The organism is Kitasatospora sp. NPDC059812 (assembly GCF_042732075.1).
Taxonomy (GTDB): domain Bacteria; phylum Actinomycetota; class Actinomycetes; order Streptomycetales; family Streptomycetaceae; genus Kitasatospora.
The window spans coordinates 28,913-51,498 of the sequence record NZ_JBHWIO010000066.1 but is presented as its reverse complement, the minus strand read 5'-3'; the positions used below and the strand labels follow the sequence as shown (position 1 = coordinate 51,498).

The following is a 22,586-nucleotide window of genomic DNA, read 5'->3' as shown; positions in this document are numbered from 1 at the left end:
TTGTGGACCTTGCGGGACATCGCCACGGATTCGTTCCACACCCAGCGGCACTTCCCCCACTCCGCTTCGAGCAGTGCGAGGGCGGTGGCCGACACGCGGAGCCGGTAGGTGTACCGGGCGTACCCGGCCTCACCGGCCGTCGCTGTCGTCATCATGAGCCGCAACCTAACAGCCCCCACCGACAACAGAAGAAAGCACAGGTCAGAACAGATGCGCAGAGAACTCCGCCGCTTCACGGCTCCGGGCCGAGGACCCATTCCTCCCCGGCCTGAAGGCCGGAGCCTCCTGGGAGAAATCAGGTGACGGTCTGGGCGATCAGCGGGGAGTGCCAGTCGACGAAAGCGGTTTCGGGGTGCTGCAACGCGGCGGAGTGGTCGGCCGTGGCCTGCCGCCACTTCTCCGGGAGGAACACGAGGGCGGTCAGCTGCTGACCGAGCGCCATGGCGGCGGCCAGCGGGGCGGTGGTGGCGAGCAGGCGTCCGGCGGTGCTGCTCGCGGTGATGCCGGTACGCACCCGCAGGCCGTACGCGGCGACGCCGACGGTCTCGCGGATGACGGCCAGTCGGCTGGCGCCGGCGGTGGAGTCGGCGTGGACCGCGGCGATCTCCTCGCCGCGCTCGGCCCGGTAGGCGGCGGGGTAGGCCCGCAGGGCCAGTCGCAGTCCTCGCAAGGCGGTGCCGGTGGTGGCGGTGGTGGCGGTGGCGGCGGTGTTCACGCGAGGGCCCCCCTGGCCGTCGGACGGGTGGTGCGCAGACGCCGGTCGGCCTCGGCCACTACCGCGCGCAGCCGGTCGGCCTCGGCGGCGAGGGTGTCCCGTCCTGCGTCGGCGAGTGCGTACGTCCGGCGGGCGCGGCCGTCGATCACCTCGTCGCGCTCGACCTCGATCAGCCCCTGCTGGAGCAGGCGGTCCAACGCGCTGTAGAGCGTGCTGGTGCGCATTTTGACCCGGCCGTCCGAGAGCGCGGCAACCTCTTGGATCAGGGCGTAGCCGTGCCGAGGCGCGTCGGCCAGTGCGGTGAGCAGAAGCAATGTGGGCTCCTGCATGGAGCGTAATGTCATGCGAATACATATACCGTTCATAGGCATATACCGTCTATGGGCCCATGTATCCGGCACGGGCGGATGCCTGAGCAACCGTTCGGCTCCGGAAGCCGTCATTTCACGGATGTCGGGGCACGACCGCCTCGCCTCAAGGACCCCGGGAGCTGGTCTCGTTGCAGCGGAAGAAGCCGTACTGGCAGCCGTACTGGTGGCGGCTGATGTTCCGTTCGGACACCACGCCGGAGTGGGAGCCGATGGATCGCGGACCACTCTCCCAGGTCTCGAACCACGCGCTGACGACGATGTCGATCGAGGCCTGGGCCGACGGCCTCCTGGAGGAGGCGCTCTACGAACTCGAAGACCTGCGCGGCGACCTGCGCGTCGAGTGCTACGAGGAGCCCGTCCTCACGGACGGCACTCCGCCGGTGTATTCGCGCCAGGGGCGGCTGCCGGGGAGGTGAGTCCGGGACGGGTTCGGCGCGGGAAGTCGGTGGGGCCGACTTCCCATGCCGTAGTCAGCGAACAGGGGTTGGGGTTGCGGTGGGCCTGGGGCCCGGGCGGGGATGGTGATGGGCGGTCAGGGGGTAGACCCAGGCGAGGAGCGCGAGGAGGAGGGCGAACGGGAGGAGGGTGTAGGCGGTCGCGGTGCCCGGGGTCACGTCAGGACGCATCGAGGGCGGCGGGGAGGTCGAGCTCGGCCCAGACGGTCTTCGCGTTGGGGCGGCGGGGGATGCTGCCCCAGCGGTCGGCGAGGGCGTCGATGAGAGTCAGGCCGCGCCCGGACTGGGAGTTGGGGGCGAGGACGGCGGGCAGAGCCGGGAAGCGGTCGCCCCGGCAGTCCGAGATCTCGATGCGCAAGGTTGTGCCCCGGCGCACGGTGGTGGTGAGGCAGAGGTGAAGCTCGAAGCCGCGCCCCGGAACGCGGCCATGGGTAGTCGCGTTAGCGGCGAGCTCCGCGACGATCAGGAGAGCCGAGTAGTACGGCTCGGTGTGGGACAAGTTCAGTCCCCAGGTGGCCAGTTGACGCCTGGCGATGCGCCGGCAGATGGCGGCGCCCTTGGGGGTGGCGGCGAGGGTGATGGTGTGACGGCGGGGGCTGTCGAGCGGGATGTCGGTCGTCATGGAAAAAATCGTGGCGCCCCGGACGTACGCTGACCACGGATTCGGCGAGCACTGAGAGTGCCTGTGCGGATGCGGAGGGTTGGCCTGTCGGCCGGCCCAGATCAATCGGTCGAAAGGGTGGGTGATTGTCGTGGGTGGCGTCGAGCGCACGGTCTTCGATGACGGCGAGACGGCGGAGAACTCCGACGGGGTCGCGGAGTTCTATGCGGCGGTGGGCAAGTTGATCAGGCTCTTCCGGGAGCGGGCCGGGCTGACCCAGCGCGAGCTGGCCGAGAAGCTCGGGTACAGCGAGGACCAGCTGGGAGCGGTCGAGCGCGGCAAGCGGACGCCGAGAATCGAGATCCTGACGAGGGCGGAGGAAGTCCTCAACGCGGGTGGCGCGTTGAGGATCATCGCCGACGACGTGATGAAGGCGAAGATCCGGATCACCACACGGCACCCTGCGTTCTCCAAGGCCTTCACGTTCGAGGAGGCGAAGGCTTTGGAGATCCACGACTACAGCACACTCGACATCCCTGGCTTGCTCCAAACCGAGGCACACGCTCGGGCGCTGTACGAAATGCGCAGGCCCTGGCTCTCCGTCGAACAGATCGACCAATGGGTGGCAGCCCGACTGGCGCGCCAGGAGATCCTCACTCGGTGGCCGCTTCCGCTCATGAGCTGGGTGATCGACGAAAGCGTCCTACGCCGGCCGCTCGGTGGATGGGATGTTCACCAGGAACAGCTTCGACACATCCTCAAGGTCTCGGAGATCCGAGGCCTGGAGATGCAGGTCATGCCCATCGGGAGTACGGAAAACGCCGGCATGGGCGGCCCGTTCACGCTGCTGACCCCGCCCGGACGCGCGCAGATCGCCTACGTGGAGGTCCAGCACGTCAACAGGTTGATCACGGACCCGGAGGAAGTCCGTAAGATGGCCGCACGGTACGGCACCCTCAGGGGGCAAGCGCTCAACATGAGGGAGTCCTTGGCCTTGATCGAGATGATCCTGGGAGAGCGGTGAGCATGGCCGAGCTGGCGTGGTTCAAGAGCAGCTATAGCGGCAACGAGGGCGCCAACTGCGTCGAGGTGGCGGGGACCCCCGGCGTCGTCCACGTGCGTGACTCGAAGGACAAGAGCGGCCCGCAGCTGGCCTTCGAGCCCGCCGCGTGGAAGGCGTTCGTCGGCTTCGCCGCGACCGCCGAGGTCTGAGCAGTCCCCCAACGGCCCACCGCTAGGCAGCGGTGGGCCGTTGGCGTACCGTCAGAAGGCATGGAACTCGTCTGGTTCAAGAGCAGCCACAGCACCAACGAAGGCGCCCAATGCGTCGAGATCGCGTGGCGCAAGAGCAGCTACAGCACCAACGAGGGTGCTGAATGCGTCGAGGTCGCCGAGACGACCGCCGCCGTCCACGTCCGTGACTCCAAGGACAAGGACGGCCCCCAACTCACCTTCTCCCCCGCCGCCTGGCAGGCCTTCGTCGACTTCGCCCCGACGGCCGCCTGACGGCCCGAGACTGCCAGGACCAGGAGCAGGACCAGGCCAGGCCTAGGGCGTGGCAGTACCCTCCTGCGCGTCGCCCTCGATTGCCCGGAGCGCGGCGACCGCGGCGGGCGCCACATTGGAGTTCACGGCCGCGCCGAGTGCGGCCAGCTCACGGATCACCGGCAGTGCGGGTGTCGCCGCCGGGCCGAACTGCCGCAACGCCGCCAGTGCCGAGCAGACGATCCCCCACTTCTCCGCCCGCACTGCCCGATCGAGTACCTCCTCGACCGCCCCGAGCGCTGCCGTGCCCCCGAGGTGCCCCAGCGCCTGCAGCGTCGAGTTCACCTCCGTTTCGATCCACTGCTGGTCCAGGTCGAAGCCGAGCAGCCGCTCGACCAGCCCGGGCACCAACTGCCCTGCCGCACCCGGAAGCCACTTCGCAGCCTGGACCGCCCGCCAGGCGTCGACCCCGCCGTCCAGCGCCACCAGCAGACTCGGCAGCGCCCGCTCGTCACCGAGACGTGCCAACGCGAGGACGGCCTCCTGATGGGCCCGGCGCAGATGGCGCTGCGGGGAGGCCCACGCCTGTGGTCCGTACTGCGCGTGCTGGGCAGCGACGAAGGCGGCCAGCACCGGGCGGGCCGGCTCGGGGACCGGATGGCAGGCGCCGAGGGCGGAGGCGGCCTCGGCGACGACCTCGGGGTACGGGTCCGCGAGTTGGGCGCCGATCAGCGCGACGAGCGGGCCGTGGCCAGCGCTCCGGGACCTGATGATCTCCGAGCCCATCCGCAGGGCGTCCAGCCGGGTACCGGGGTCGGCGCTGCGCAGCTGTTCCGCCAGCAGCATCGTGCGCTCGGACACCCGCGCGCCCAGAACCTCGTGGAAAGTGCGCAGCAGCCCGGTGACCGGTGAGTGGACCGTTGCGTGCCGGTCGAGGTCCTCGAACGCGGCGATGACCTCGACCGGTGCGCTGCCCGGCTCGATCGTGGGTGCCGGTGTCGCCGGGGTGGGGGTGAGCCACCAGTCGCCGGTCGGGGCCGTCTGTTCACGCAGCAGGGCGATCGCGGTGCGGGTCGCCTCCTGGGCGTGGAAGTCCGGTGTGCACCGGGCGTGCTGGATCAGGGCTGCCAGCCGGGTGGTCGGATCGAGCGCGGTGTCGTCGGCGAGGGAGGTGAGCCAGGCCGATGCGGACGCCAGCATGTCCGGCCGGGGCAGAGCCAGCTCGGCCATCGCCTCGACCAGCAGCAGCCGTTCGACCACCCCCGGTGCTGCGGGAAGCCGTTCCCGCAGCACCGCGGCAGCGCGTTCCGCATCGTCGACCAACAGCCCGAGCGCGGGTATCGCCGCCTGCCGCACCAGCCGGTCGGAATCCGTGGCGAACCCGATGAACGCCTCGGCCTGCTCCCGCATCAGCGCCGCGGCCTTGTAGTGGCCGGAGAAGTCCCAGCTGTTCTCCTCGGTCGCGCCGTACGCGAGCGCCGCGCTGCCGATGCCGACCAGCAGTTCGACCACCGCCGCCCGTAGGGGCGCGGCGGCGTCGCCGGCCAGCTCGAAGAGGAACGGCACGCTTGCGGCCGTGCACTGGTAGACATCGCCCTGATGGTGGACGGCGCCGTAGAACCTGTCGAGCGCGTTCCTGCGCTCCTCCTCGTCGGAGGAGGCGAGCGCGTGCAGCAGTCCGGGCACCTCCTCCGCGGTGCCGTAGGCGTGATGCATCTGCGACCAGTCGATGTCGTGGAGTCCGTCGAACATGACGAACATTCTGCCCGTCGCCACTGACCTCTGGGGGCGGGGCAGGGGGCGGGACCTGACCTCTGAAGACGGTCTCCAGCCGGCGGCGGCGTCCTTCGAGATGACGGCCTGGGCCTGCTGCGTCCGCGCACTCAACCGCTGGGCGAAGCTCCGCAGGGAGTCGGCGTTCCTCGCGCCTTGATGCGGGCGGGCCGCCTCCGTGGCGCCGGGACCCTTTCTGCCGTCCGTGCCGGTCAGGGGCGGGTGAAGGCCACCTCGGGGAAGTCCCGGCTGGGGCCGTTGAGCAACGGCTCGCAGGTTCCCTTGAGTTGGCGTTCGAAGAAGGCGCCGACATAGCTGGTGGTGATCGCGATCGACCGGGGAGCGTTCGGGATGGGCAGCACGCCGCTCTCGTTGACCAGGTAGTCCAGGTCGGTGAAGGTGTAGTGGTCGGCGCCGGCGACGGTGAGCCACCGCTTCCATCCGTCCAGGTTCGGCCAACTGCTGGTCCAGGACGGCACGATGTCCGGGCCGCTCGGGTCCGCGGCCGCGATCAGCAGGACCGGGCGGCCGCCGATGCCGGCCGCGGGAACCGGTGGCGTGATGGCGCCGTCGAGGTCGACACCGGCCAGCACGCGTCGGTCCGCGCCCATGGCGGCCAGGGTCGCATCGCCGCCGGCGGAGTGCCCGGACGGCGCGGCGCGGCTAGCATGACCGCATGGATCGAGATCAACGCTCACTCCACGCCTCGTCGTTCGGCGCGGCGGCGGCCGCGTACGCCGAGCACCGCCCGGACTACGCGCAGGACGCGGTGCGTTGGGCGCTCGAACCCGCTCCCGGCCCGCGCGTGCTCGACCTCGGCGCCGGAACCGGCAAGCTGACCGGCGTGCTGGCCGCGCTGGGTACCGAGGTCATCGCGGTCGAACCCGACCCGGCGATGCTGGCCGAGCTGCGCCGTTCGCTGCCGGAGGTCCGTGCCCTGTCAGGGAGCGCGGAGACGGTTCCGCTGCCGGACGCCTCCGTCGACGCCGTGGTCGCCGGCAACGCCATGCACTGGTTCGACATGGCCGTCGCGGGGCCCGAGATCGCCCGGGTCCTCGCCCCCGGCGGCGTCCTGGCCGGCCTGTGGAACGTGATGGACGACCAGGTCGCCTGGGTCGACGGGCTCGCACAGGTCAGCGGGGGCGAGGCCATCGGCCCGCGTGACACGCCCGCCGGCTGGCGCGCCGAGACGACCGGCATGCACCTTCCGAAGACCGGCGCGGCCGCCCAGTTCGGCTCGCCGGAGCAGGAGCAGTTCCCGCACGGGCAACTCCGCACCGCCGACTCCCTCGTCGCGACCCTCGCGACCCGCGCGGGCATGCTCGTCATGCCGGAGCAGGAGCGGGAGGCCAGACTCGGCCGGATCCGCGCGTTCCTCGCAGACCGGCCGGAGACCGCCCAAGGCGAGTTCACGCTCCCGATGCTGACCGCCGTGCTGCGCGTCCGGCGACTGGCCCCCGGCCCGGGGCCGGAGGCGCGGGGCTAGGGCCTATTTCGAAAGTCCTGGCCGCGAACGTGTAGCAGTCATGGACACCGCGCCGTCCGGGCACCCGGCATGCTTTCGGCCCGGATCTCACCGATGGACTCCGAGGCACGCCGGAATGAGGGTTCCACGTCACCGCGAGCACAACCGGTTCAATGCCGACCGGCTCTCATCGTCCGCAGCACGGCAGATCATCAACCGCTGGTCCGGATCTTGGAGTGGCATGAGTACTTCGAAGTTCACGGCGATCACACCTGCGTCCGGATGCCGCATCACCTTGTGTCCGCGGCCGTTGACCTTCACGTCTCCCTCGGCCCACAATCGCGCGAATTCCTCGTTACGGGTGGTGCATTCGGTGATGAGGTCGGTCAACGCCTGGTCCTCCGGGTGCGCGGCCCACGCTGCGCGCAGGTGGGCGATTCCCTCCCGCACGACGCGCTCGCGGTCGACATAGAACTCGCGTATTTCCGGGTGTACCAGGCACAGCCACATGGCATTGCGTTGCGACGGCGGCAGGGTGTCGAAATCCAGCAGCAGCCTCGCCATTTCGCCGTTCCAGGCCAGGATGTCGTAGCGGTGGTTCATCAGCACGGCCGGCAGCGGCGACAGGTCGGCGACCAGCCGGGCCAGCGGGGGTGCTGCAGTGGTGGCGGGCTTGTCGGCGTTGCGGGGGCGCTGCTGGGCCAGGTTGAAGAGGTAGGCGCGTTCGTCGGGGGCCAGACGCAGCGCCCGGGCCAACGCCTCCACCACGTTCGCCGAGGGCCGCAGTCCCCTGGCCTGTTCCAGCCGCACGATGTAGTCGATGCTGACCCCGGCCAGTTCGGCGACCTCTTCACGACGCAGCCCCGGGGTCCGCCGGGCCTGCTGACGCGACGGCAGGCCGAAGTCCTTCGGGTCGAGGCGCTCGCGCCGGGTCCGCAGGAACGCGGCCAGCTCCTTTGCCGTGTCCACGGTGCGGGTCATCATGTTCGATCCAACAGCCAGGGTAGGACTGGTGTTCCCAGGAACTTCTTTCCCTTATCCCCGACTCGCGGCGGTCACAGACTTGTTCTCGACAACGGATGACAAGCACAGGAGGACACGATGTCGCTCACCCTCGACACCTACCGGTTGCTGGGCCGCTCCGGGCTGCGGGTCTCACCGCTGGCGCTGGGCGCGGCGACCTTCGGCACCGAGTGGGGCTGGGGTGCCGAGCAGGACGAGGCGCGTAAGCTGTTCGACCTCTACGTCGAGCGCGGCGGCAACTTCGTCGACACCGCCAACACCTACACCAATGGCAGCTCCGAGCGCCTGCTGGGTGAATTCACCCGCGACAACCGCGAAAGCCTGGTGCTGGCAACGAAATACACCACGCTGCGCCGGCCCGGCGACCCGAATTCCGGGGGCCCTCACCGCAAGAGCCTGTTCGCGTCGGTGGAAGCCAGTCTGCGACAGCTGAATACGGACTACATCGATCTGCTCTACCTGCACGTGTGGGATTTCACGACACCGGTCGAGGAGATCCTGCGTGGCATGGACGATCTGGTCCGGCAGGGCAAGGTCTTGTACGTGGCGATCTCCAACGCCCCGGCCTGGCAGGTGTCGCGCATGCAGGCGATCGCCGACCTGCGCGGCTGGTCGCCGCTGGTCGCCCTGCAGATCGAATACAACCTGATCGAGCGTACCGGGGAACGTGACCTGATCCCGATGGCACGCGAGATGGGGTTGGGCGTGGTGCCGTACTCGCCACTTGCCGGCGGGGTGCTCACCGGCAAGTACAGCCGCGACGACCTGACCACGACGAACACCGCGGTCGACGACGGCACCCGTAAAAATTTCAATATCGCCAACGGCGGGCTCACCGAACACAACCTGGACATCGCTGATGTCGTGAAGGAGGTCGCCGCGGAGCTGGGCCGCACAACCGCCCAGGTCGGGCTGGCCTGGACCCTGCAGAACCCGGATGTGACGGCATCGCTCATCGGCGCCCGCACTCTCGCGCAGCTGGAGGACAATCTGGGTGCCCTGGAGGTCGACTTCACGGCCTCCCAACTGGCCCGCCTCGACGAGGCCAGCGCGATCGAACTCGGCTTCCCGCACGACCTGCTCGCCAGCGACAGGATGCGCACGGTGACCCACGGCGACCTGAAGGTCGAAACCCGCCGCTGATACCCGATCGAGCCCCGGGGCAGCACCCGGCCCGGGACTGGAGGCGCGGGGCTAGAGGCCCGCCTCCCAGAGCGCGCGCCGCACCGTGTGCAGGGCGGTGGCGGACTGCTCCCAGCCGTGCCACCAGAACAGGCCGCCGCCGTGGCTCGCCTCGGCGGCCAGCGCCGTCAGGTGCGCCCACGGCCCGGCCGGGAGGCCGAACTGCGGGCGGGCGGCCAGGCGTTCGGCCTGTTCGGCGGCGACCGGCACCATGCCGACCACCGGCAGCCGTGGGCCGCCGGGCGCGCGGCCGGGGACGGTGCCGGTGCCGGTGCCGGTGCCGATGCCGATGCCGATGCCGGTGAGCATCGGGTGCAGGGTGATCGGGTCGAGCAGCAGGGTCAGTTCGGCGGACGGCAGCGGCGCGGGGCCGTCGCGCCAGGTGAGGCGCCTGCCGGTGAACTCCGCATGGAGGAGGGGCTGTTCGTCGAGGGTGACGCCGTCCTCGGCCACCCTCAGCTCCGCGCCGCGGCCGCCCGGCAGCTGCACCCGGTAGCAGCCGTACAGATACGGCGGCACGGTCGATGCCGCCACGGCCTGGGCGTAGGGGACGGCGACGCCGTCCACCTCGAAGCCCGCCGGACCGACCACGACGGCGGCCGCCGTGGGCACGCCGCCGACCGTGACACGGACCCGCAGCGCCGGGCCGTCCTCGCCCGGCCCGACGGAGACGACCAGTTCGCGCCCGGCCTCGTCCGCCGCCCGGTAGTCGCCGACCAGGTCGGCGAGCGGCGGCACGTCGGGCAGGGCGTACTCGGCGAGCTGCACCGAGAACTCCGCCGCCGCCACCCGCCCGGCGGGCCACACCGCGCCGACCAGCCGGCGCCGCCCGTCCCGGCCGACCTCGGTACGCAGTTCGCCGCCGCAGTCGTTGCCGTCCTCGACCCGCCAGCGCAGCACACCGTGGTCGTGGCGCGGGGCGGTGATCCGCCGCCCGTTGACGTGGATCCGGTGCCGGGGCGGGTCGGTGGCGCGGCCCAGGACGTAGACGTCGAGGTCGCCGTCCGGCGTGCCGTAGAGGCCCGTCCACGGGTACAGGGCCTCGGCGAGGACGGTGTCCAGGTCGCGCCGGATGCTGCTCCCCCCGCCCGCGAGCCCGCCGCCCCCGAGCTCGCCGCCCCCGGGCCCGCCGTCGCGCACCGACCGGAGCAGCGCGCGCGCCTCGGACTTGCGGGTGAGCAGGGTGCGCAGCCGCCGCGCCGCCTCCGGGGTCGGCCGCCGGTAGCGGCCCTTGGCGGCGGCCTGCATGGCCGCGTCCTCGCGGCGGGCCAGCAGGGCGCGTTCGGCGTCGGCGAGATCCGGCGGCGCCCAAGACGCCACCGCCGCCTCGGGCTCCCGGACGAAGCGTTCGCGCAGGGCGCCGTCCTCCCCCAGGGCGAGGACGAAGCGGGCGGCGGGCGTGTCCTCCTGCCAGTGGTAGCCGCCGGGGACGTGGAAGTCCGTGAAGCCGTCGAGGGCGGCGAGTTCGCGCGGCCCGTACTCGTCGATGTTCCGGACCGGGCCGGTGGGCGGCCGCACGGTCTGGCCGGGTCGGATCAGGCCGAGCCGTTCGAGCATCCGCGGGTCGGCCGGGGCGGCGACGGCCGGTGGGAGGTACCAGGTGGAGGCGCTGGTGACGGTCCGCTGCACGGCCCGGTCCCGGAGCCCGGCGACGGTGTGCCGGTCGGTGACGGGGGCGGTGCCCCGGTAGCGGGCGCCGATGTAGTTGACCACGGGGTGGTCCGGGCCGTAGACCTCCTCCAGCCGGTCGACCAGGACGGGCAGCCGGTGGTTGAAGAACCCGGTGCGCTGGTAGCCGAGTTCGCCGACCAGCCCGACCTGCCAGAGCACCAGGTGCAGGCCCGGGTCGATCCGCCGGCCGCGGATCAGCAGGTCCGAGGCCTCGAAGGTCTGCATGCCGGGGCTGCTCGGGTCCACGCCGAGGTCGGCGCACAGGACGTCCAGCGCGCTGATCCCCGCGCGCATCACGGCCGCGTGGCCCTCGCGGCGGGCGATCCGGACGGCGCGGTGGCTGGAGAGGACGAACACACCCGGGTGGCCGTAGAAGACCGCCGCCACCCGCCGCCCGGCCCGGACGAAGTGCAGGATCGCCTCGGACATCTGCACGTACGTCAGATAGCGGTCCTTGGCGTCGTCGTAGAGGACGCCGAGGTCGTAGGAGTCGGGCCGCCAGGCCTTGATCCGCACCACCGTCACCGGGTCGGCGACGCAGTGGAGGACGTGGTCCGCCTCGCGGAGCAGCCGCTCGTCGGCGCGGGTGAACCCGGCCGCCTCGATGCCGGAGCCGAGCACGGTCAACTCGCCCTTGGGCGTGGCCGGTTCGGCCGTCTCGCCGTCCCGCTCGGGGCGGCGCGGCCCGGGGGTGGCGGCGATGGCCCGGGCCAGCTCCGCCCAGCGGTCCTCGTGCTCGCGGCGGGTCGGGAAGCGGTCGAAGGGGCGGCCGTACGGGCGGTTCGGGTCCATCGGGCGGCGTCAGTCGGTGTCGGCGGCGTCAGGCGACATCGACGGCGAAGTCCAGCTGGACGACCTGCGGCGGCGGGTCCATCAGGCCCGGGGCGTCCACCTCGAAGTCCATCTGGGTGATCTGCGGCGCGGGATCCGTCAGGATCGGGCTGGCCAGGTCGAAGTCCGTCCGGCCGACCTGGCGGAAGGGCCGGTCCGCGGCGGTGTCGGCGTCCAGCGCGAGATCGGCGTCCACGTCGATGTCGACGACGTCGAAGCCGAAGGCCAGGCTGCTTGCGGTCACGGTAGGCACTCGACAGTCACTCGTCCCTTCGGAGCCACGGGCGTTCGCGTGTTCATGCTACTGAACACCAGTTCGCGCCGACAGCCCCGCGGGTGCGGCTGCGGCCGGTCGGGATGGGGGCCGCAGAGGAACGCGGCCATCTCACCCGACACGTCGACGCCGAATGCCGACAGTCCCCAGCTGTCCGGGTGCGCCCCCCAGACCGGCCCGCACCCGACGTCCTGGTCAGGCACGGTCAGCGGGCCGACGCCCGGGCGGCGCGGGCGGCGCGCTGGGCCCGCCGGGCCCGCTGGGCGAAGACGTCCTCCCGGCGGTCGGCGGTCTGGCGCAGGACGCGCTTGCGGTCCCGGCCGGACAGCCGGTCGATGTACAACTGCCCGTTCAGGTGGTCGGTCTCGTGCTGGAGGCAGCGGGCGAAGTAGCCGGTCCCCTCGATGGTGACGGCGGCGCCGTACTGGTCGAAGCCGTGCACCACCACCTCGGCCGGGCGGGCGAGTTCGGTGCCGGCACCGGGGACGGAGAGGCAGCCTTCGGTGTCCTCGATCAGCCGGCGGCCGGGCTCGCGGGGCTCGACGACCGGGTTGAGCACGTGGCCGACATGCCGGACGCCCTGGTCGTCGCGGCAGTCGTAGACGAAGAGGCTCAGGTCCACGTCCACCTGGTTGGCCGCGAGCCCGCAGCCGTCGGCGACCTGCATGGTGGCGAACATGTCCTCGATGAGACGGGCCAGCCGCTCGCTGCCGTAGTCCTCCCCGGTCGCCGGGCGGCAGGTGCGGCGGAGGATGTCCTCCCCCACCTCGGTGATCCGCAGGACGGTCGGGCGTTCACGCGGTTCGGACATCGGCGCTCCCTCGTCGACACCGTCGACACGACGGCAAGGATGACGGCTTGTCATCGACTTTGCAAAGTAGCAGACTTTGCAAAGTGACCGAAGATGCCAAAGCCGCCGAGGAAACCAAAGGCCTCACCGCGCCCGCCACCGCCCCCCTCCCCCAGCACCCCGTACGCACCGCGATCCTCGGTCTCCTCGCCGAGAAGGCCGCCCTCACCTCCACCGAGGCCGCCGCCGCCACCGGGTACAGCTCCGGCCTGTGCTCCTTCCACCTACGGCAGCTGGCCCGCCACGGCCTCATCGAGGAGGCCCCCGCCACCGACGGCCGCGCCCGCCCCTGGCGGCTCCCGCAGCAGCCACACCAGACCCACCAGCCCGCCGCAGCAGACGAGTTCGGGGAACTCGCGCGCGGCCTGGAGGACGAGAGCTACCGGCGCTGGCTCGCCCGCCGCGACACGGCGCCGGCCGACTGGCGGCAGGACGAGGCGTTCAGCACCGTCCTCTACCTGACCCCCGCCGAACTGGCCGCCGTCGGCGAGGCCGTCCGCCAGGTGCTGGCCCGCTACCGCGACCGCGAGGCCGACCCGGCCGGCCGTCCTGCCGGCGCCCGCCCGGTCGCCGCCGTGGCCCGCCTCTTCCCGCTCCTCCCGGACGAGCACTGACGAGCACGGAGGAGCGCTGACGGGCACGGAGGAGCGCCGGAGTCCGCCGCCCGGCGCTTCGCGGTGATCCTCCTCCGCTCCCGAACCCAAGCAATGGTCAAGACCAAATGGTCGAGACCAATTTGGCGCCGCGTCAGAGACGGCACGCGGGCGGTGTCCAGGCGAGGGAGACAAACCCGCTGGCGCACCCGGCCCGCCGACCCGCAAGCTGGCCCGATGCGCGTCAACGGCCCCCTCTGCACCCGCCAGTCCCTCGCCGCCGACCTGCGGGGGGGGGGGGGGGGGGGCCCCCCGCCCCCCGGGGGGGGACAAACCCCCGAGGGACCACGCGCGGGGGGGAGCGGGGGGGGGGCCCCCCGCCGAGCCCGCCGACCCGCACGCTGGCCCGTTGCGCTTAAACGGCCCCCTCTCCACCCTACAGTCCCACGCCGCCTACATGCGTGCCGCCGGGGTCGAACCCGGCGGCACGCTGCTCGTGCACTCCTCGCTGCGCTCCCTCGGCTGGGTCTCCGGCGGGCCGGTCACCGTCGTCCAGGCCCTGCTCGACGCCCTCGGACCGACCGGCACCCTCGCCGTCCCCACCCACACCGGGGACAACTCCGACCCCGCCGGCTGGTCCAACCCGCCGGTCCCGGAAGCCTGGTGGCCCGACATCCGAGCGTCCTGGCCCGCGTACGACCCGCAGGTGAGCCCCACCCTGGGGATGGGCGCCATCCCCGAGGCCGTCCGGATCTGGCCCGGCGCCCGGCGCAGCGCCCACCCGCAGACCTCCTTCGCCGCCCTCGGCCCGGGCGCCGCCGAGACCACCGACGGACACGCCCTCGACTGCCTGCTCGGCGAGTCCAGCCCGCTCGCCCGACTGGAGGACCGCGACGCCCAGGTCCTGCTGCTGGGCGCCGACTTCGGCTCCTGCACCTGCTTCCACCTCGCCGAGTACCGCGTCCCGGGCCCGAGCGAGGACGTCTCCTTCGCCACCCTCACCCCCGAGGGCCGGCAATGGCTCACCGTCCGCGACCGGGCCATCAGCGCCGACGACTTCGCCGAACTCGGCACCGCCTTCGAGGCCGACCACCCGAAGGCCGTCCGCCACGCCACGGTCGGCGCCGCCACCACCCGCCTCTTCCGCCTCCGCGACGCCGTCGCCTACGCGCAGCACTGGCTGCCCGAGCACCGGGCGTAGGACAGGACGTGTCCGACGTCAGGTCCGGGGCGTCTTCTCCCCATGGACGGCGGTGTACTCGGCCGCCAGCCACGGCCCGAGGTCCTCGGTGAGCACCTTGAGGACGGTCGGGTCCGCCGTCGGCGTACGGGCCACGGTCGCCGCCAGACGCATCTGCTCGGCGCGCTCCGGGTAGTAGCGGGCGAACGCCCCGGCGGACTCGGTGAGATCGCTGGTCCAGCCACCCCACCGCGGCATCACCAGGGTGAAGCCCGTCCGCACGATCCGGCGGGCGACCGCGCGACTGAGCGCCCGGCGCTCGGCGGGCGTACCGGCCGAGCCCGCCCGCTCGCGCCAGCGCGGGAGGGCCAGGGCGAGATCGCCGTTGGTCTCGCGGGCGAGCGTGGAGGTGGGGCGGTAGCGCGGCAGTCCGGCGGCGAGGTCGTCACCGAGCAAAGGCGTGCACAGGCAGGCCACGAACCAGCCCAGATCGTGACGTTCGAGCTCGCTCAGCAGCGTGTCCGCGCTGAACAGGAGGATTCCGACACCGTTGACCTGCGGGAAGGAAGCATCGAGCCGGGATTCGAGCGCATCGGCGTCAGCCCGGTCGGCGGCGGAGGGCTCCTGCCTCAGGGCGAGCAGGAGATCGAGATCGGAGACCTCGGGGATCGCGGTGCCGCGCGGGATGCTGCCGTAGAGGTAGGCGCTGTGCAGCCGGGGGAGGTCGAAGACCTCGGCGATCAGCGTCCGGGCGGCGGCGACCACGGGTGCGAACGCCTCGGGCACCCGGCCCAACGAGCCCTCCCGTGCGATGAAGCCGTCGTCGTCCAGTCCCGCGGTAGTCATGGGCGTACTCTGCCGGTTCGCGCACCCCCGAGCGAGCCGATTTCGGACGCCGGGCGTGGCCGATCGTCAACTCCCCGGCGATTCCCGGGCATCATTCCAGGCACGGACGCGCGGGGAACGGCGTTGAACCCGGGAAACACCTCGCGCCACCGTCGCCGCACTCCGACGAGCACGCTCCCCGGAACGACGAGCCGCAGGACGGGGAGCAGGGCCGCGCGCGGGCCCGCGGAGGAGCGGCGCCCGTATGCGGCCTGCCCTCCGGAGGATGATCCCCATGCAGCCCGACCCTCAGCCCACCTCGAAGCCCGCCCCGCAGGCCTCCCCGCAGGCCTCCCCGCAGGCCGTCAAGATCGGCCTCGGTCTGCCCCTCCACGACCCCGTCCTGCTGTTCGAGTGGGCCCGACGGGCCGACGCCGGCCCGTTCAGCACGCTCGGCCTGGCGGACCGGGTGGTGTTCGACAACCCCGAACCGCTGGTGACGCTGGCCGCCCTGGCCGGCGCCACGTCCCGCGTCCGCCTGCAGACCGAGGTGCTGCTCGCGCCGCACCACGTCCCCGCGCTGCTCGCCAAGCAGACCGCCACCCTGGACCTGCTCTCCGGCGGGCGGTTCACGCTCGGCCTCGGCGTCGGCGGCCGGGAGGACGACTTCCTGGCCGCCGGCATCGACCCGCGCCGCCGGGGCCGGCTCCTGGACGAGCGGATGGCGGTGCTGCGCCGCCTCTGGGCCGGTGAGCCGTTCGGCGAGGGGGTCGGCCCGGTCGGGCCCGCGCCGGCGACGCCCGGCGGCCCCGAGGTGCTGTTCGGCGGCTTCGCCCCGGCCGCGCTGGACCGGGTCGGCCGGTTCGGGGACGGCTTCCTCGGCGCGGGAGTGCCGCCGGAGGCGATGGCCGGGCTGTTCCAGGACGTCGAGAGGTCCTGGCAGCGGCACGGCCGGGACGGCCGGCCCCGGCTGGTCGCCCAGGCGAACGCCGTCCTCGGCCCGGCGGAGACGGTCGAGCAGGCCCGGCGCAACATCCGCGCGTACTACGAGTCCAGCGGCCGCGCCGACCGGATGGAGGAGGGCCTGCTCACCACGCCGGAGGCGATCCGGGCCGCCGTGGCCGGCTTCACGGCCATCGGCGCGGACGAGGTGATGCTGTACTGCTGGTCCCCCGAGGTGGACCAGGTGGACCGCTTCGCCGAACTGCTGTTCCAGTAAAGGTCGGAGCGATGGAGGTCAGTGCGGGATGCCCGCGATCAGCTCCTGTGCGCCCTGCCGCTTGAGCGCCAGCGCCGTGGAGGTGCCGAGGTCCTCGGGGCTGAGCGCGCCGGCCCACTCGTGGGCGTCCAGCACCTGCTTGCCGTCCGGGCTGAAGACCCGGCCGCGCATCGAGAGCCGGCCGTCCGGTTCGGCCCTGGCGTAGCCGGCGATCGGGCTGTTGCAGTGGCCCTGGAGGACGTGCAGGAACATCCGCTCGGCCGCCGCCTCGCGCCAGGTGTCGCGGTGGCCGAGCGCGGCGACCGCGTCGACGGTGACGACGTCGTCCTCGCGGCACTGCAGGACGAGGATGCCGGCGCCGATCGGCGGGCACATCGCGTCGAGGTCCAGGATCTCGGTGATCCGCGCCTGCTCGCCGATCCGCTCCAGCCCGGAGGCGGCGAGCAGCAGCGCGTCGGCCTCCCCGGCGGCCAGCTTGGCCAGCCGGCTGTTGGCGTTGCCGCGGATCGGCACGCACACCAGGTGCGGGTGGGAGGCGGCGAGTTGGGCGACCCGGCGGACGGAGGAGGTGCCGATCCGGGTGCCGGGCGGCAGTTCGGCGAGGGTCAGGCCGCCGGGGTGGACGAGGGCGTCGCGGATGTCGTCGCGGCGCAGGTAGGCGGCGAAGACGGTGCCGGCGGGCAGCGGGCGGTCGGCGGGCACGTCCTTGAGGCAGTGCACGGCGACGTCGGCCTCCCCGGCGAGCAGCGCGGCGTCGACCTCCTTGGTGAACGCGCCCTTCCCGCCGAGCCGGGCGAGGTCGCCCATCCAGCGGTCGCCGGAGGTGGTGACCGGCACCACCTCGGTGCGCAGGCCCGGGTGCAGGGCGGCGAGTTCGGCGCGGACCCGCTCGACCTGGGCGAGCGCCATGGGCGAGGAGCGGGAGACGATGCGGATCAGCTCAGCGGTGGCCATGGCGCGATGATAGGCGCTCGAACGCCGGGCTCTGACCCGGCGTCAGCCATGCGGCGGAAGGCCCGCCGGACGGCACCCGGACGGCCGGGCGGCGAACCGTCCGACCATCCGTGTGCCGCCCGCGCGCCGCCCCCCGCTCACTCGTTGTGCAGCACCTCGGCGATCGGCAGCCGGGCCGCCGAGCGGGCCGGGACGAGGGCGCCGAGGACGGCGATCGCGACGCCCGCCAGCGCGAGCAGGGCGAGCAGCGGGGCGCCCCAGACGTCGATCATGTGCTCCGGGAAGGCCAGGATCCGGACGTTCTCGGCGATCAGCCGGTGCACCACGATCCCGACCGGGATGCCGATGACGCCGCTGAGCGCGCCCTGCCAGGCCACCGAGGTGACCGTCATCGCGACGACCTGACGGGGCGTCATGCCGATGGACTTCAGCATGCCGATGTCCCGGCGGCGCTCGCGGATGGTGAGCAGCAGGGTGTTGAAGACGCCCAGCGAGGCGACCACCGACAGCAGGACGGTGAAGGTCGTGCTGAAGGTCTGGATAGCGACGACGGGCCCCGCCGAACTCTCGACGACCACCGAGGGCGTCAGGCTCGGGTCGGCGGCCCCGACCGCCTTCTGGTACGCGGCGGCGTCGGCGCCGTCGGCGAGCCGCACGTCGTACTCGACCGTGTGCGGGTCGGGGGTGAGCGCAGCCCGGGTGGCGTCGTTGGAGGTGATCGCGTTCGCGTTGCCCTGGATCTCCTCGCCGACGATGGTGACGGCCCGCTGTCGGCCCTCCAGGGTCAGGGTGATCCGGTCGCCGAGCCTGAGCCCGCGCTGGTCGAGGAAGGCCGGCCCGGCCTGGACCTCGTCCGGCCCGGTCGCCGGGCGGCCCTTGACCACCCGCAGCCACCTGGTGCCGGCGATGTCGTCGCCGCCGTAGAAGTCCATGAAGACGGGCTGGGTGTGGCCGACCACGCCCACTCGGACCAGCCCCCGGGTGACGACCTGCGCGGCCCCGGGGGTGGCGCGCAGCATCGCCTCGGTCTGGGCCGGGGTCAGCTGCGGCTCGACCGTGTTGCCCTGGAAGTGGCCGGTCTGCACGTTGACGTGGATCTTGTCGTCGACCGGGGCCATGCTCCTGGCCAGGGTGCTGCTCAGGCCGGTGGTGACCGTCACGGTGACCACGCCGAGCACGATCGCCGCCATGGTCAGCGCCGTCCGGCCCGGGCGGGCGAAGGGCTGGCCGAGGCCGAGGCTGACGGCGCGCGGCAGCCGGGTGCCGCTCAGCCGGCGCTGGACCTTCAGCCCGCGCCCGGTGCGCGGGGCGCTGCCGGCCGAGATCGCCTGGGCGGCGGAGAGCCGGTGGGCGCGCGAGGCCGGGACGAACGCGGCGGCGACGACCAGCAGCGGGACGCCGACCAGGGTGGCGGCGGGCAGCCAGCCGGCCGGCTCGATCACGGCGGTGCCGGTCGAGATGCCGCTGAAGGCGGTCTCCAGGATCGGGTACGCCCCCGCCCAGCCGGCCGCCGTCCCGAGGACCGTGCCGACGACCGCGGGCACCGAGACCATGGTCAGGTAGACCGTGACCACCTGGCGCGGGGTGAAGCCGATCGACTTCAGCACGCCGATGTGCCGGTAGCCGGAGACCACCGCGCCGCTCACCACGTTGCCGACGATCAGTGCCGCGACGACCAGCCCGAGCACGCCGAAGACCGTCATCAGCGGCAGGTAGGCGTCGGCACCGGCGGAGAAGGCCTGCTTGAGCACCAGGTACGACTGCGCGCTGGCGAGCGCGCCCTCGGGCAGGCCCTCGGTGGCCGTGCCGAGGGAGGCGGTCAGCTGCTGCTCGGTGTCCGCGTCGGCGAAGCGGTAGAGCATCTGACGGCTGGTGGGGTGCAGGGCGGCCGCCTGCTCGGGGACGACCCAGCCGCCGGCGGACTGGCTCATGCTGCCGGCGAAGCCGACGATGGTGAGCTTCAGCCCGGTGGCGGTGGTGAGCGACGTGCCGAGGAGCGTCGTCGCGGCGCCACCGCCCGGTTGCTGGATGACCACCTCGCCGGGCGCCGTGGCCCAGCGGCCGCCCAGCAGCTGCACCCGGTCCACCGGCCCGGCCGGGTCGGCCCGGCCGACCAGGGTCAGCGGGCCCGGCGGGCGGCCGACCCAGTCGGTGGGGATCTCCACCACAGCCTGGTCGAACGGCCCGGCGGCCGCCTCGACGCCCGGCCGGTGGGCGGTGGCGGCCAGCTGCTCCGCCGAGGCCCTGGCCGGGTCGAAGGCCGCGACGACGTGGGCGCCGCGCTCGGCGGCGAAGGCGTCGTCGAAGGGCGCCCGGGCGGCGCTGATCACGGCGAGGGCGAGCAGCACGGTCGTGGTGGAGCAGAAGACGACCAGGCCGATCACGAAGGTCTGCACCCGGCGGCGCTTCACGGCCGCCCGGGAGGCCCGCCACACGGCGCCGGTCATGCGGACGCCTCCAGGGCCCGCTCGCGCGCCACCTTTCCGTCCGCGACCTCGACCAGGCGGCTGGCGCAGCGGGTGGCCAGGTTGGGGTCGTGGGTGACGATCAGCAGGGTCTGGCCGATCTGGTTGAGGTCGATCAGCAGGTCCATCACCTGCTCGCCGGAGCGGCTGTCCAGCGCGCCGGTCGGCTCGTCCGCGAGCAGCAGCGCCGGGCGGTTCATCAGGGCCCGGGCCACCGCGACCCGCTGGCGCTCGCCGCCGCTGAGCGCGGCCGGGTAGGTGTCCTTGCGGTGCGCGACGCCGAGTTCGTCCAGCAGTTCCAGGGCGCGGCGGCGCGCCTGGCGGGCCGTGGTGCCGGTCAGCTGGGCGGCCAGGGCGACGTTGTCGAGGGCGGGCAGGTCGTCGATCAGGTTGAAGAACTGGAAGATCATGCCGATGTGGCGGCGGCGGAACAGGGCCAGCCCGGTCTCGTTCAGCCGCCCGAGGTCCTGGCCGTGCACCCGGACGGTGCCGGAGGTCGGCCGGTCCAGCCCGGCGACCATGTTCAGCAGGGTGGACTTGCCGCACCCGGAGGGGCCCATCACGGCGACCGCCTCGCCCGCCCGGATCCGCAGGTCGACGCCGTCGAGCGCCTTGGCGTCGCCGAACTCCTTGTGGACCCCGGACAGCTCGACGACGGCCTGTGCGTCGTCCGGCGGGGTGGTCCCGTCGTGGTCGTTCGGCGGGGTGGTCCCGTCGTGGTCGTTGCTCATGGTGGACGACGGTAGGCGCGGGCCCCCGGGCCCGGCGTCCCACCCGGGGTGTAGCCGGGGCGGCCGTAGTACCCGGGATGTACGCGGGCGGCACCCCCGGATGATGTCGATCATCGCGTGGGCTGGGAAACTGGCGGTGTGTGGGGAACGGGGACGAACTGGGCCGCCGTAGCGGTGGCGAGTGCGACGGTGGCGGGTACGGCGGTCGCGGCGGCCGGCTGGCTGGGCGTCGCGCTCGCCCGGGCGCGGCGGCTGCACCGGGCGGCCATCGGCGAGCGCGGCTGGCTGCTGGAACGGGAGCGGGAGAGCGCAGCCCGTACCGCCGTGGACGCCGAACGGGCGCGCATCGCAGCCGAGTTGCACGACATCGTCAGCCACAACGTGAGTCTGATGGTGGTCCAGGCCGGGGCCGCGCGCGAGGTGATCGCCACCATGCCCGCGGAGGCGGCGGCGGCGATGGGCGCCGTCGAGGCCGCCGGGCGCGACGCGATGACCGAGCTGCGGCACCTGCTCGGGCTGCTCGCCCCCGCCGCCGACGGCACCGAGGAGGAGGCGGCGGACGGTTTCGCGCCGCAGCCCAGTCTGAGCCGGCTCGGGCCGCTGATCGACCGGTTCGCCTTCGCCGGGCTGCCGGTGGAGGTGCGGATCTCGGGCGAGCCGAGACCGCTGCCCGGCGGCGTCGACGTGACGGCGTACCGGATCATCCAGGAGGCGCTGACCAACGCGCTCAAACACGGGGACGGGGTGACGGCCGAGGTGACGGTGCGCTACGCGGACCACTACCTGCGGGTGGAAGTGCTCAACAGCGGGCCGAGCGTGCTGGCGGGCGCCCACGCCGCGCCCGCGCAACCCGCCGACGCCGTGCCCGCGCCGCCCGCCCGGCCGGCCGACGGCGCCGGGCGCGGGCTGCTCGGCCTGCGCGAGCGCGTCGCCGTGTACGGCGGCGACCTCGACGCCCGGCGCCGGCTCGGCGGCGGCTACCGGGTCCGCGCCCGCATCCCGCTGGACCGGCCGTGACCGGGGCCGAGGTGCAGCGGGGGCCGGAGCAGCAGCCGGAGCGGGAGCGCCGCCCCCGGGTGGTGATCGCCGACGACCAGGAACTCGTCCGCACCGGCTTCCGGATGATCCTCACCGCGCGCGGCATCGACGTGGTCGCCGAGGCCGCCGACGGCGCCGAGGCGGTGGCGGCCGCCGTCGCGCACCGGCCCGACGTGGCGCTGCTGGACATCCGGATGCCCGGCATGGACGGCCTGGAAGCCGCCCGCCGGATCCTCGCCCGGGCGCCCGGCTGCCGGGTGATCATGCTGACCACCTTCGACCTCGACCACTACGTCTACGCCGCCCTCGCCGCCGGGGCCAGCGGCTTCCTGCTCAAGGACGTCACCTCCGCCCATCTCGCCGCCGCCGTGCGCCTGGTGGACACCGGGGACGCCCTGCTCGCCCCCTCGATCACCCGGCGGCTGGTCGAACGCTTCGCGGCCGGCGCCCCGCGCCCCGCCCCCGGCGCCGACGGCCCGCCGCTGCACCGCAACCTCGCCCCGCTCACCCCGCGCGAGGCGGAGGTGCTGGCGCTGCTCGGACGCGGGCTGTCCAACAGTGAGTTGGCGACCGAACTGACGCTCAGCGAGTCGACGGTGAAGACGCACGTCGCCCGGATCTTCGCCAAGCTCGACCTGCGCGACCGGGCCCAGGCGGTCGTCCTCGCGTACGAGACCGGGCTGGTCTCGCCGGGGGGCGGGCCCGGCTGATACTGATGCCGATACTGATGCTCAGTCAATTCCCTTGATTCGCATGACAATCATCTAGCTAACTCGTTAGAGGTAACTCCCGGTCCGATTCACATTTTTGCCAGTTCATGGGGGAACATCTCTCTGTCCGCGCCCGAACGAGAAATGACCGTTCGGGCGGCATTTTCAAGACATT

At 72.8% G+C, this 22,586-nt stretch carries 24 protein-coding genes and 1 pseudogene; 11 read left to right on the top strand and 14 right to left on the bottom strand.

Going from position 1 to position 22,586, the window contains the following annotated elements; all coding sequences use genetic code 11:
• From ACFV6D_RS27775 to ACFV6D_RS27765, 3 genes and pseudogenes are all read right to left on the bottom strand, one after another.
• A pseudogene (locus tag ACFV6D_RS27775) lies at positions 1–152 on the bottom strand (RNA-guided endonuclease TnpB family protein); the annotation flags it as partial.
• A 143-nt stretch (positions 153–295) separates the two neighbouring features.
• Complete coding sequence (locus ACFV6D_RS27770; protein WP_380561491.1) at positions 296–715, bottom strand: hypothetical protein; 420 nt, start codon at positions 713–715, stop codon at positions 296–298.
• Positions 712–1,044, bottom strand: a complete 333-nt coding sequence (locus ACFV6D_RS27765; RefSeq protein ID WP_244293322.1) for a PadR family transcriptional regulator — start codon at positions 1,042–1,044, stop codon at positions 712–714. Before ACFV6D_RS27765 ends, ACFV6D_RS27770 begins: the two co-directional genes overlap by 4 nt.
• Before the next feature lie 170 nt (positions 1,045–1,214).
• On the opposite strand from ACFV6D_RS27765, the gene ACFV6D_RS27760 reads away from it, so the two are divergent.
• Complete coding sequence (locus ACFV6D_RS27760; protein WP_380345094.1) at positions 1,215–1,502, top strand: hypothetical protein; 288 nt, start codon at positions 1,215–1,217, stop codon at positions 1,500–1,502.
• Between the two features lie 199 nt (positions 1,503–1,701).
• On the opposite strand, the gene ACFV6D_RS27755 is transcribed toward ACFV6D_RS27760, so the two are convergent.
• Positions 1,702–2,163, bottom strand: coding sequence for an ATP-binding protein (locus tag ACFV6D_RS27755; protein WP_380561489.1), 462 nt, complete (start codon positions 2,161–2,163; stop codon positions 1,702–1,704).
• A 130-nt stretch (positions 2,164–2,293) separates the two neighbouring features.
• Here ACFV6D_RS27755 and ACFV6D_RS27750 point away from each other — a divergent pair, with 130 nt between their 5' ends.
• Genes ACFV6D_RS27750 through ACFV6D_RS27740 form a run of 3 tightly spaced genes read left to right on the top strand, consistent with a single transcriptional unit; the run spans position 2,294 to position 3,648 of the window.
• Positions 2,294–3,166, top strand: a complete 873-nt coding sequence (locus tag ACFV6D_RS27750; RefSeq protein ID WP_380561487.1) for a Scr1 family TA system antitoxin-like transcriptional regulator — start codon at positions 2,294–2,296, stop codon at positions 3,164–3,166.
• Between the two features lie 2 nt (positions 3,167–3,168).
• Complete coding sequence (locus ACFV6D_RS27745; RefSeq protein ID WP_380429461.1) at positions 3,169–3,354, top strand: DUF397 domain-containing protein; 186 nt, start codon at positions 3,169–3,171, stop codon at positions 3,352–3,354.
• Positions 3,355–3,414: 60 nt separating this feature from the next.
• Positions 3,415–3,648, top strand: a complete 234-nt coding sequence (locus ACFV6D_RS27740; RefSeq protein WP_380345102.1) for a DUF397 domain-containing protein — start codon at positions 3,415–3,417, stop codon at positions 3,646–3,648.
• Positions 3,649–3,690: 42 nt separating this feature from the next.
• Here ACFV6D_RS27740 and ACFV6D_RS27735 read toward each other — a convergent pair whose 3' ends face one another.
• Together ACFV6D_RS27735 and ACFV6D_RS27730 are read right to left on the bottom strand one after the other, a co-directional pair.
• Positions 3,691–5,379, bottom strand: coding sequence for a HEAT repeat domain-containing protein (locus tag ACFV6D_RS27735; protein ID WP_380561485.1), 1,689 nt, complete (start codon positions 5,377–5,379; stop codon positions 3,691–3,693).
• Positions 5,380–5,612: 233 nt separating this feature from the next.
• A complete protein-coding gene (locus ACFV6D_RS27730; protein WP_380561483.1) occupies positions 5,613–6,011 on the bottom strand; it encodes a hypothetical protein in 399 nt (132 codons plus the stop codon).
• A gap of 65 nt (positions 6,012–6,076) precedes the next feature.
• Between ACFV6D_RS27730 and ACFV6D_RS27725 the strand changes: the two genes are divergently transcribed.
• On the top strand, positions 6,077–6,886 hold the full coding sequence (locus ACFV6D_RS27725) for a class I SAM-dependent methyltransferase (protein WP_380561481.1): 810 nt from the start codon (positions 6,077–6,079) through the stop codon (positions 6,884–6,886).
• 129 nt (positions 6,887–7,015) lie between these two features.
• Here the strand turns inward: ACFV6D_RS27725 and ACFV6D_RS27720 are convergent, their stop codons facing one another.
• The gene (locus ACFV6D_RS27720) at positions 7,016–7,849 is read right to left on the bottom strand and encodes a helix-turn-helix transcriptional regulator (protein ID WP_380561479.1); all 834 of its coding nucleotides are present in this window, start codon (positions 7,847–7,849) and stop codon (positions 7,016–7,018) included.
• A gap of 117 nt (positions 7,850–7,966) precedes the next feature.
• On the opposite strand from ACFV6D_RS27720, the gene ACFV6D_RS27715 reads away from it, so the two are divergent.
• Positions 7,967–9,031 (top strand): aldo/keto reductase, encoded by a 1,065-nt coding sequence (locus ACFV6D_RS27715; protein WP_063347037.1) that lies wholly within the window; start codon positions 7,967–7,969, stop codon positions 9,029–9,031.
• 51 nt (positions 9,032–9,082) lie between these two features.
• On the opposite strand, the gene ACFV6D_RS27710 is transcribed toward ACFV6D_RS27715, so the two are convergent.
• The 3 genes from ACFV6D_RS27710 to def form a co-directional block, all read right to left on the bottom strand.
• A complete protein-coding gene (locus tag ACFV6D_RS27710; protein ID WP_380561477.1) occupies positions 9,083–11,533 on the bottom strand; it encodes an SAM-dependent methyltransferase in 2,451 nt (816 codons plus the stop codon).
• A gap of 28 nt (positions 11,534–11,561) precedes the next feature.
• Positions 11,562–11,816, bottom strand: a complete 255-nt coding sequence (locus ACFV6D_RS27705) for a hypothetical protein (RefSeq protein WP_380561475.1) — start codon at positions 11,814–11,816, stop codon at positions 11,562–11,564.
• 235 nt (positions 11,817–12,051) lie between these two features.
• Positions 12,052–12,657, bottom strand: a complete 606-nt coding sequence (gene def / locus ACFV6D_RS27700; RefSeq protein ID WP_380561473.1) for a peptide deformylase — start codon at positions 12,655–12,657, stop codon at positions 12,052–12,054.
• A gap of 83 nt (positions 12,658–12,740) precedes the next feature.
• Here def and ACFV6D_RS27695 point away from each other — a divergent pair, with 83 nt between their 5' ends.
• Entirely contained in the window at positions 12,741–13,310 is a 570-nt protein-coding gene (locus tag ACFV6D_RS27695) for a helix-turn-helix domain-containing protein (protein WP_380494869.1), read from the top strand.
• Positions 13,311–13,746: 436 nt separating this feature from the next.
• On the top strand, positions 13,747–14,490 hold the full coding sequence (locus tag ACFV6D_RS27690) for an aminoglycoside N(3)-acetyltransferase (RefSeq protein WP_380561471.1): 744 nt from the start codon (positions 13,747–13,749) through the stop codon (positions 14,488–14,490).
• Between the two features lie 18 nt (positions 14,491–14,508).
• Here the strand turns inward: ACFV6D_RS27690 and ACFV6D_RS27685 are convergent, their stop codons facing one another.
• A complete protein-coding gene (locus tag ACFV6D_RS27685; RefSeq protein ID WP_063347043.1) occupies positions 14,509–15,315 on the bottom strand; it encodes a nucleotidyltransferase domain-containing protein in 807 nt (268 codons plus the stop codon).
• Between the two features lie 274 nt (positions 15,316–15,589).
• On the opposite strand from ACFV6D_RS27685, the gene ACFV6D_RS27680 reads away from it, so the two are divergent.
• Positions 15,590–16,513, top strand: coding sequence for an LLM class flavin-dependent oxidoreductase (locus ACFV6D_RS27680; RefSeq protein WP_380561469.1), 924 nt, complete (start codon positions 15,590–15,592; stop codon positions 16,511–16,513).
• A gap of 18 nt (positions 16,514–16,531) precedes the next feature.
• Here ACFV6D_RS27680 and hemC read toward each other — a convergent pair whose 3' ends face one another.
• From hemC to ACFV6D_RS27665, 3 genes are all read right to left on the bottom strand, one after another.
• Positions 16,532–17,467, bottom strand: coding sequence for a hydroxymethylbilane synthase (gene hemC, locus ACFV6D_RS27675; protein WP_063347045.1), 936 nt, complete (start codon positions 17,465–17,467; stop codon positions 16,532–16,534).
• A gap of 137 nt (positions 17,468–17,604) precedes the next feature.
• Entirely contained in the window at positions 17,605–19,914 is a 2,310-nt protein-coding gene (locus ACFV6D_RS27670; RefSeq protein WP_380561468.1) for an ABC transporter permease, read from the bottom strand.
• On the bottom strand, positions 19,911–20,663 hold the full coding sequence (locus tag ACFV6D_RS27665) for an ABC transporter ATP-binding protein (RefSeq protein ID WP_380495575.1): 753 nt from the start codon (positions 20,661–20,663) through the stop codon (positions 19,911–19,913). The genes ACFV6D_RS27670 and ACFV6D_RS27665 overlap by 4 nt, the downstream gene beginning before the upstream one ends.
• Positions 20,664–20,801: 138 nt before the next feature.
• Here ACFV6D_RS27665 and ACFV6D_RS27660 point away from each other — a divergent pair, with 138 nt between their 5' ends.
• Together ACFV6D_RS27660 and ACFV6D_RS27655 are read left to right on the top strand one after the other, a co-directional pair.
• Positions 20,802–21,680 (top strand): sensor histidine kinase, encoded by an 879-nt coding sequence (locus tag ACFV6D_RS27660; protein ID WP_380561466.1) that lies wholly within the window; start codon positions 20,802–20,804, stop codon positions 21,678–21,680.
• Positions 21,677–22,411 carry a response regulator gene (locus ACFV6D_RS27655; protein ID WP_380561464.1) on the top strand — a complete coding sequence of 245 codons (735 nt, stop codon included), beginning with the start codon at positions 21,677–21,679 and terminating at the stop codon, positions 22,409–22,411. Before ACFV6D_RS27660 ends, ACFV6D_RS27655 begins: the two co-directional genes overlap by 4 nt.
• The last annotated feature ends 175 nt before the right edge of the window (positions 22,412–22,586 follow it).